General features: G+C 73.5%; 3 protein-coding genes. 2 read left to right on the top strand and 1 reads right to left on the bottom strand.

What is annotated here, in order from left to right; genetic code table 11:
- A partial coding sequence (locus CLM62_RS16215; RefSeq protein ID WP_143659087.1) for an SDR family NAD(P)-dependent oxidoreductase occupies positions 1 to 3,385 on the top strand: 3,385 nt, incomplete at its 5' end.
- A gap of 216 nt (positions 3,386 to 3,601) precedes the next feature.
- Positions 3,602 to 4,762 (top strand): cytochrome P450, encoded by a 1,161-nt coding sequence (locus CLM62_RS16220; RefSeq protein WP_257003875.1) that lies wholly within the window; start codon positions 3,602 to 3,604, stop codon positions 4,760 to 4,762.
- A 175-nt stretch (positions 4,763 to 4,937) separates the two neighbouring features.
- On the opposite strand, the gene CLM62_RS16225 is transcribed toward CLM62_RS16220, so the two are convergent.
- A partial coding sequence (locus tag CLM62_RS16225; RefSeq protein ID WP_143659088.1) for a type I polyketide synthase occupies positions 4,938 to 8,773 on the bottom strand: 3,836 nt, incomplete at its 5' end.

Below are 8,773 nucleotides of genomic sequence, written 5' to 3' on the forward strand. Positions count from 1 at the left end.
GTTGTTGGCGGAGTGCGGGGAGGCGGGGGTGCGGGCTCGTCGTATCGCGGTGGATTACGCCTCGCATTCGGCGCAGGTCGACGCGCTCACGGACGACCTGCTGACCGAGTTGGCCGGGTTGGAGCCGCGGTCGTCGTCGGTCGCCTTCCATTCCACGGTCACCGGGGAACAGCTGGACACCTCCGGGCTCGACGCCGACTACTGGCTGCGCAACATGCGGGAGACGGTCGCCTTCGAGGCCGCCGTACGCGCCACGATCGACGAGGGACACCGCATCCTGCTGGAGATCAGCCCGCACCCCGTGGTGACCATGGCCGTCCAGGAGATCATCGACAGTGCGGACGTCGCGGCCCACGCCTCCGGTTCCGTGCGCCGCGACGACGCAGGCCCCGGCCGACTGCTGGCGTCACTCGCCGAGGCATACGTCGCGGGGGCGCCCGTGGACTGGACCAGGGCCTTCGACGGCACCGGCGCCCGGTGCGTGGACCTGCCCACCTACGCCTTCCAGCGCCGGCGGTTCTGGCTGCGCCCGCCGGCCGCCGGTTCCGGCGACGTGACGGCGGCCGGCCTGCGCTCCCCCGGGCATCCGCTGCTCGGGGCCGCCGTGGAGCCGGCGGAGTCCGACAGCCTGGTCCTGACCGGTCGCCTCTCGCTGCGCGACCACCCGTGGCTGGCCGATCACCGCGTCATGGGCACGATCCCGTTGCCGGGAACCGCGTTCGTCGAGTTGGCGGTGGCCGCGGGTGATCTGGTCGAGTGCCCGCACGTCGAGGAACTGACCATGCAGGCGCCGCTCCTGCTGCCCGAGACGGGCGACCTGGACCTCCAGCTCACCGTGAACGCCCCGGACGAGACCGGGCGACGCGAGATCGGGTTCTTCGCCCGCATGAACGACGGGATCTCGGCCGACTCCTGGACCCGGCACGCCACGGGTCTGCTCGGCCCGGCCTGCCCCGGCGCCGGGGAGGCACCCGCCGTCTGGCCGCCGCACGGCGCGGAGCGCATCGACGTGGGCGACCTGTACGAGCGGTTGGCGGACAGCCCGTTCGCCTACGGACCGGCCTTCCACGGCCTGCGGGCGGCCTGGTCGCGCGGCCGGGAGGTCTTCGCGGAGGTCCGCCTCCCCCAGGAACTGCACGAGGAGGCGGGCGACTACCTCCTGCATCCCGCGCTGCTGGACGCGGCGCTGCACGCGGTGGGCCTGGGCGAACTGCTGGACACCGGTGGGCAGCCGCTGCGCCCGTTCGCCTGGAACGCGGTGTCCCTGCACGCCACCGGGGCCACCACCCTGCATGTGACCCTCTCCCCTGCCGGGGAGAATGCCGTCGCCCTGCACGCCGTGGACGGCACCGGCGCGCCGGTCGCCACGATCGGCTCGCTGCTGCTGCGGCCGGTCGACGCCGCCGATCCGGGCGCCGGGCAACCCGCCGCCCACGCCTCGCTGTTCAGCATGGTGTGGACGCCCGTCCCGCTGCCCGCTCCCGACGACGACGCCCCGTGGGCGGTCCTGGGTGCGGACCCCGCCGAGCCACCGCGGTGGGCGGGCCCCGGCAGCGGTGCCGAGCACCACGCCGACCTGGCCGCGCTGACCGCGTCACTGACCGCGGGCGGCCCCGTGCCGGCGTTCGTCGTCCTGGACCTGACGGCCGGTGATCCGGACGGCTGGGGCCACGCCGCCCTCGCCCGGGAACGTGCCGGTGCGGTCCTGGCGGCGGCACGCGCGTGGATCTCCGAGGACCTCGACGAACGGCTCGCGACGGTGCCGCTGGTGGTGGCCACCGGTCACGCCGTGGGCACCTCGCCCGAGGACCCGGTGACCGGGCTCGGCTCCGCCGCGCTGTGGGGGCTGGTGCGCTCGATCCAGTCGGAGAACCCGGGCCGGTTCGTGCTGCTGGACCTCGACCGCGACCCCGGGTCCGCGCGGGCGGTGCCGGGCGCGGTCGCGGCCGGGGAAGCCGAGATCGCCCTGCGCCAGGGTGCCGGGCTGGTGCCGCGACTGTCCCGGACGCCGGTGGCAGAGACCCCCGATGACGTGCCCGGCACGGGACTCGACGCGCTCGACCCGGCGGGCACGGTGCTGGTGACGGGGGCGACCGGTGGCCTCGGCGCGCTCGTCGCCACGCGTCTGGCCGAGCGGCATGGCGTACGGCACCTGCTGCTGCTCAGCCGGCGGGGCCAGGACGCGGACGGCGCGGACGAACTGCTCGCCCGGCTCGGTGAGCTGGGGGCGACAGTGACCCTGGTGGCGTGCGACGCGGCGGACCGCGAGGCACTGGCGGAGGTGCTCGGCCGGATCCCCGCCGAGCACCCGCTGACCGCCGTGGTGCACTGCGCGGGGACCGCCGAGAACGCGCTGCTGGCCGCGCTGACTCCCGAGCTGATCGATCGGGTGTTCCGACCCAAGGTGGACGCCGCGGTACATCTGCACGAGCTGACGGCCGACCTGGACCTGTCCGCGTTCGTGCTGTTCTCCTCGATCGCGGGCACCCTCGGCGGCACCGGACAGGGCAACTACGCGGCGGCCAACACGTTCCTGGACGCTCTCGCCCGACACCGGCGCGGGCGCGGGCTGGCTGCCACGTCGCTCGCCTGGGGTCTGTGGGCGGCCGAGCGCGGCATGGGCGGCGGTCTCACCGAGGCGGCCTCCGCGGGCACGCCCATGCGCGGCGTGTCCGCGCTGCCCTCTCAGGAGGGCTTGGAGCTGTTCGACCTCGGTTGGCGCAGCGCCGAGCCGGTGCTCTTCCCGGCACGGCTCAACGGTGCCGCGCTGCGCGCCCAGGGCGCCGCCGGCTCACTCCCGCCGGTGCTGCGCGGCCTGTTCCGCACCCCGGGCCGACGGTCGGCGCAGGCCGGTAGCCAGGACGCGGGCGCCAGGCTGCGGCGCGGGCTCGCGGAGATGACACCCGCCGAACGGCAGGAGACCCTGCACGCGCTGGTGCGCGAGCGGATCGCCGAGGTGCTCGGACACGGGTCCCCCGACGGGATCGAGACGGACCGGCCCTTCCGCGACCTCGGTTTCACGTCGCTGACCGCCGTGGAGCTGCGCAACCAGCTCAATGCGGCGACCGGTCTGCGCCTGCCCGTCAGCCTGGTCTTCGACTATCCGACGCTGGGTGCGCTGGTGGCCCTGCTGGTGGGCAGGTTGTGCCCGGACGACGCGGCGGAGGGGGCCGGGACGCCCGAGGAAGACCGGGAGGCGGCTGTGCGCCGCACCCTGTTGTCCATCCCGCTGGACCGGCTGCGGGAGCACGGCCTCCTCGACACGCTGCTCGCCCTGGCGGGCGACGGTGCGGCGGACGGGCCTCGGGCGGCCGACCGCAGTGAGGAGATCAAGTCCATGGACGTGGCCGCGCTCCTCGCGATGGCCAGGAGCACCACGCAGTGACAGAACACCCCACTCACCTCCCCGCCGGTGGCACACAACGGCGGGGAGACCAGTGGGGCCCCTTAGGGGGCGGGTCTAGGGGCCGGGCGTGCATAGCCTGCGAGAAGCCGTTGATCCGCCCCTTTGCGTTTCGACACCCTTCACGAGTTTGGAGAGCATGTCATGGCCGAAGCGCCTTCCGAGCCCGTAGCGTTCCCTTTCCCCGATCCGCCCTCGGTGCGTGAACTGCCCCCCGAACTGGCGGAGATCCGGGACGGCGAGTCCGTGGTGGAGGTGAAGTTCCCCGACGGCATCACCGGCTGGATGGTGACCAAGCACGCCGACGTCCGTAAGGTGCTCGTCGACTCCCGGTTCAGCAGCAAGGTCATGGCCAGCGCGGCCGCGGCCATGTCGGAGACCGAGACCGGCAAGCTGATGAACGAGTCGCTCGTCGGCATGGACCCGCCGGAGCACACCCGGCTGCGCAAGCTGGTCACCCGGGCCTTCACCGCGCGGAACGTGGAGCAGCTGCGTCCGCGCATCGCAGAGCTGGTCGCCGAGCTGCTCGACGAGATGGAGACCCTGCCCCGCCCGGTGGACCTGGTCAAGACGTTCTCCGTCCCGCTGCCGGTCCGGGTGATCTGCGAACTCCTCGGTGTGCCGGCCGAGGACCAGGACACGTTCCACGCCTGGTCCAACTCGCTGCTCGGGGACTGGAGCCAGGTCGTGGAGAAGGAGGCCGCGACGGTCTCCCTGGTGCGGTACTTCGGTGAACTCATCGCCGCCAAGCGGGAGAAACCCGCCGACGACCTGATCACCGCGCTGATCAAGGTGAGCGAGGAGGACCCCACGCTCACCGAGCGCGAGATCACCGCGCTGAGCATCGGCATCCTCAGCGCCGGCCACGAGACGACCGCCAACCAGCTCAGCATGTTCCTGGTGCACCTGCTGCACCACCGCGACCAGTTGGAGGAGCTGCGCGCGAACCCCGACGCGCTGCCGCGGGCCATCGACGAACTGCTGCGTTTCGTGCCGCTCACCACGACCGGCGGCATCATCCCGCGGCTGACCACCGCCGACGTGGAGCTGAGCAACGGCAAGGTGCTGCCGGCGGGTACCGTGGTCCTCCCCGCGGTCGCCACCGCCAACCGGGACCCGGAGGTCTTCGATGACGGGGAGCGGCTGAACCTGGCACGCGAGCACAACGCGCACCTTTCCTTCGGCGCCGGCATCCACTACTGCCTGGGCGCGCAGCTGGCCCGTATCGAGCTGCATGAGGCGTTCAAGGCGATCCTGGAGCGGATGCCGTCGGTACGGCTGGCGGTCCCGGAGTCGGAGTTGCGGCTGAAGTCCGCCTCGATCATCCGCGGTCTCGAAAGCCTGCCCGTCACTTGGTAGCCGCCCGGAGCGGCACGGGCCCGGCAGGTCGACGCGCCTGCCGGGCCCTTTTGCGTTCCCGCGCCCGGCCGCCGTTCCCTCGCGCGCGTCCCGCGCCCGCCGACGGGCCGTGCTCCACCGCGAGCAAGGGTGGAGCACGGCCCGTCATGCCGTGCCGGCTACGTCTTCGTACCGGCTACGTCGCCTGCCGGGTCAGCCACTCGTGCACGGCCACCGCCGTCACGTCCCCGTGGCCCTCCAGCATCGTGTAGTGGTTGCCCGGCACATCGATGGCGTCGTGCGGCAGCGGCCAGACAGCCTGCCACTGCTCCGCCGGCGGCTGTTCCTGCCCCGGCTCCAGGCCGTAGCACTCGGAGGCCCGCACCAGCAGCGTCGGGGTGGAGATCTCCTTGGGCTGCCAGTGCTCGAACATTCCGAAGTAGGCGGCCATCGCCGTCAGACGCGTCCCGGTCATCCGGCCGAAGTCCTTCTCCAGTTCCAGGGACTTCGCCTCCAGTACGGGGGTGATGTAGGAGGTGGAGTCATAGCCGGCCAGGTAGCTGTCGATCAGCACCAGGCCCTGCGGCGACCGGCCGCGTTCCTCCAGCCGGGCCGTCACCTCGTGGGCGATCCGGGCCCCGGAGGAGCGCCCGGACAGGGCGAACGGCTCATCCCCGACCAGGTCCTCGATGAGACGTACGGCGTACTCGGCGGCCGCGTCCACATCGGCGGCGACCGGCTGCCCCGTGACGAAGCCGGGAAGCATCAGCGACCACACGTCCCGCAGGCCGCGCAGCGGCGCCGCCATGGCGACCAGTTCCTGGTTGCTCGCCCACACCGACTGGGACGGAAACCCGATGATCTTCGGGTGCCGGTCTCCCTCACCGAGCCTGACCGGCGTCGGCCCGCTGCGGAGCTCGTCCGGGTCGGAGAAGCTCTGCCGCAGGGCGACCGAGTTCCGCAGCATGATGTGGCCGATGTCGAGTCGGCCCAGTGCGACGGCGCGCCGGTAGAGCGCCTCCACCCCGTTGACGACCGCGGGGTCGTCGCTCCGGTCGGAGCCGCCGGCTGCGGGGGTGTCCTGCCCCCGGTCGCCGTCGGTGGGCGCGCCGGCCGCGGTTGCCGCCGGGGCGCCCGCGGTGCGCAGCTGGTCGCTGAGCGCGGCGGCGAGTTCGGCGGGCGTCGGGTGGTCGAAGACGACGGTGGACGGCAGGCGCAGCCCGGTGCGCTCGTTGAGCCGGTTACGCAGTTCGACCGAGGTGAGCGAGTCGAAGCCCAGCTCCACGAACCCGCCGGTGTCCTCGATCTCCTCTGCGCCGCTGTGCCCGAGCACCTGGGCAACCTCGCTCCGGACCAGGTCCGTCAACATGGCCGACCGCTCGGACTCGGCGGCCCGCGCCAGCCGCTCGTGCAGCTGCGAGGTGGCCCGGTCGTCAGACCGGGTGGCCCGACGGTGCGGGGCACGGATCAGTCCGCGCAGCAGCGGCGGCACCTGCTGCTCGCCGGCCGCCCGGGCGGCCGTGGTGTTCAGCCGCATCGGCACCAGCAGGGCCTCGGTACCCGCCGTCAGGGCCTGGTCGAAGGCGGCCATGCCGGTCTCGGCGGTGAAGGCGCTGAGACCGGCACGGGCCATCCGGGCGCGCTCGGCACGGCCGAGGCCGGCGCCCATGCCGCCGGGCTGCTCCCACCAGCCCCAGGCCAGCGCGGTGCCGGGCAGTCCGGCGGCGCGCCGGTGGGCGGCGAGGGTGTCCAGGAAGGAGTTGGCGGCCGCGTAGTTCGCCTGCCCCTGGCTGCCCAGCAGCCCGGCAGCGGAGGAGAAGAGCACGAACTCCCGCAGCGGTGCGCCCTCGGTCAGCTCGTGCAGGTGCCAGGCCGCGTCGGCCTTGGCCCGCAGCACCGTCTCGACCTGGTCCGGGGTGAGAGACTCGACGGTGGCGTCCGCCAGCACGCCCGCCGTGTGCACGACTCCGGTGAGCGGCTGCTCGGCCGGGATGTCCCGCAGCAGCGCCGCCAGCGCGGCACGGTCGGCGACGTCGCAGGCCACGATCCGCACGTCGGCGCCCAGTCCGGTGAGTTCGGCCAGCAGCTCGGCCGCACCCGGCGCACTCTCACCGCGGCGGCCGGCCAGCACCAGGTGCCGTACGCCGTGCACGGCGACCAGATGGCGGGCGACGACCGCGCCGAGTGCCCCGGTGCCGCCGGTTACCAGGACGGTTCCGTCGGGCCCGAAGCCCGGGGTGGCCTCGGCCGCCGCGGTGTGCCGGGCCAGCCGGGGAACGCTCAGGGCGCCCGCGCGCAGGGCGAGTTGCGGCTCGTCTGTGCCGAGCGCCGCGGGCAGCGCACGGTACGAGGCGGGGTCGTCTTCGACGTCGATCAGCACGATCCGGCCCGGGTGCTCCGACTGTGCCGCCCGCACCAGGCCCCAGACCGCGGAGGCCGCCAGGTCGTCGGGACGGTCCGAGTCCATGGCCGGGACCGCGCCCCGGGTCAGCAGCACCAGGCGGGAGCCGGCGAGACGGGCGTCCGCGAGCCAGTGGTGCAGCACTTCCAGGACCCGGCGCACGACCTCGTGTGTGGCCGCGACGATGCCGCCCTGGTCCCCGCCGAAGCAGCTCATGACCCCCACCGCCGGGGCGGGCACGCCCGCCTCCAGACTGTCGATCAGGGACTGCGGGTCGAGGTACGGCGTGCCGGTGAGGCCGGCTTCGACCAGGCGCGACCGGATCTCCAGGGGGTCGAAGCCGAGCATCGCCCATTCCCCGGAGACCTCGCGGGATCCGCGGGGCAGCGGGTTCCACGTCAGGTGGAACAGCGCGTCCTGCCGCGGCGCGGAGCCGGTGAACTGCTCCAGCGCCGGGTCGCGCATGGCCAGCGACTCGATCGTGGCGACCGGCAGCCCGGCGTCGTCAGTCACCGTCACGGACACCTCGCTGCCGCGTCCGGTCGGGGCCAGGTGGACCCGTGCGACCGTGGCGTGGGTGGCGTGCAGCCGGACTCCGGTCCAGGCGAAGGGCATGCCGCCCTTGATCGGCTCGTGGTCGGCCGTGCCGCCGAGGACTCCCAGCGCCAGGGGCTGGAGGGCGGCGTCGAGCAGGGCCGGGTGCACGCCGAATCCGTCGTCCCCGTCGCCCGCCTCGTCCGGGAGGCGGACCTCGGCGAACAGCTCACCGTCCTTGTTCCACAGGGCGCGCAGGCCCTGGAAGACCGGTCCGTAGGTGAAGCCGGCCTCGGCCAGGGCCGGGTAGAAGTCGTCGACATCGATCTCCGTCGCACCCTCCGGCGGCCAGGCCACCGTCTGCTCCGGGCCGGGTTCCGCTCCTCGGTGTTCGCTCAGCATGCCGGTGGCGTTGCGCAGCCACGGGTGCTCGTCGCCCTCGTCGTCGGGCCGCGAGTAGACGGTGACGCTCCGCCGGCCGCTGTCGTCGAGTCCGCCGACCACCACCTGGATGGCGAGCCCGCCCTGTTCGCCCAGGATGAGCGGTGCCTCCAGGGTGAGTTCCTCGACGCACTCGCAGCCCACCTGCCCGCCGGCGTGCAGCGCCAGTTCCACGAACCCTGTGCCCGGCAGCAGGGCGGTGCCGAGCATCGCGTGATGGGCGATCCAGGGCTGCGTCGTCAGGGAGAGCCGGCCGGTGAACAGGAAGCCGTCCGAGTCGGGCAGGGCCACACCCGCACCGAGCAGCGGGTGACCGGTCGCCGTGAGCCCCAGGGGCGTGGGGTCGCCGCTGACGGTGGCGAGCGAATCGAGCCAGTACCGCTTGTGCTGGAAGGCGTAGGTGGGCAGTTCGACCGTGCGGGCGCCCGTGCCGCCGAACAGCGCGGACCAGTCGACGGAGGCGCCGGCCGCGTGGATCCGGCCGAGGGCGAGAGTCAGGCACTCGGTGTCGGGGCGTTCGGGATGCAGCACGGGGACGCAGACCGCGCCGGTGCCGGTGTGGTCGAGGGTCTCCTCGACCATCGCGGTCAGCGCACCACCGGGACCCAGTTCCAGGAACTTGTCCACACCCCGGCCCAGCACAGTGGTCACCCCGT

Origin of the sequence: Streptomyces sp. SA15, assembly GCF_002291145.1 — a bacterium.
GTDB lineage: Bacteria > Actinomycetota > Actinomycetes > Streptomycetales > Streptomycetaceae > Streptomyces.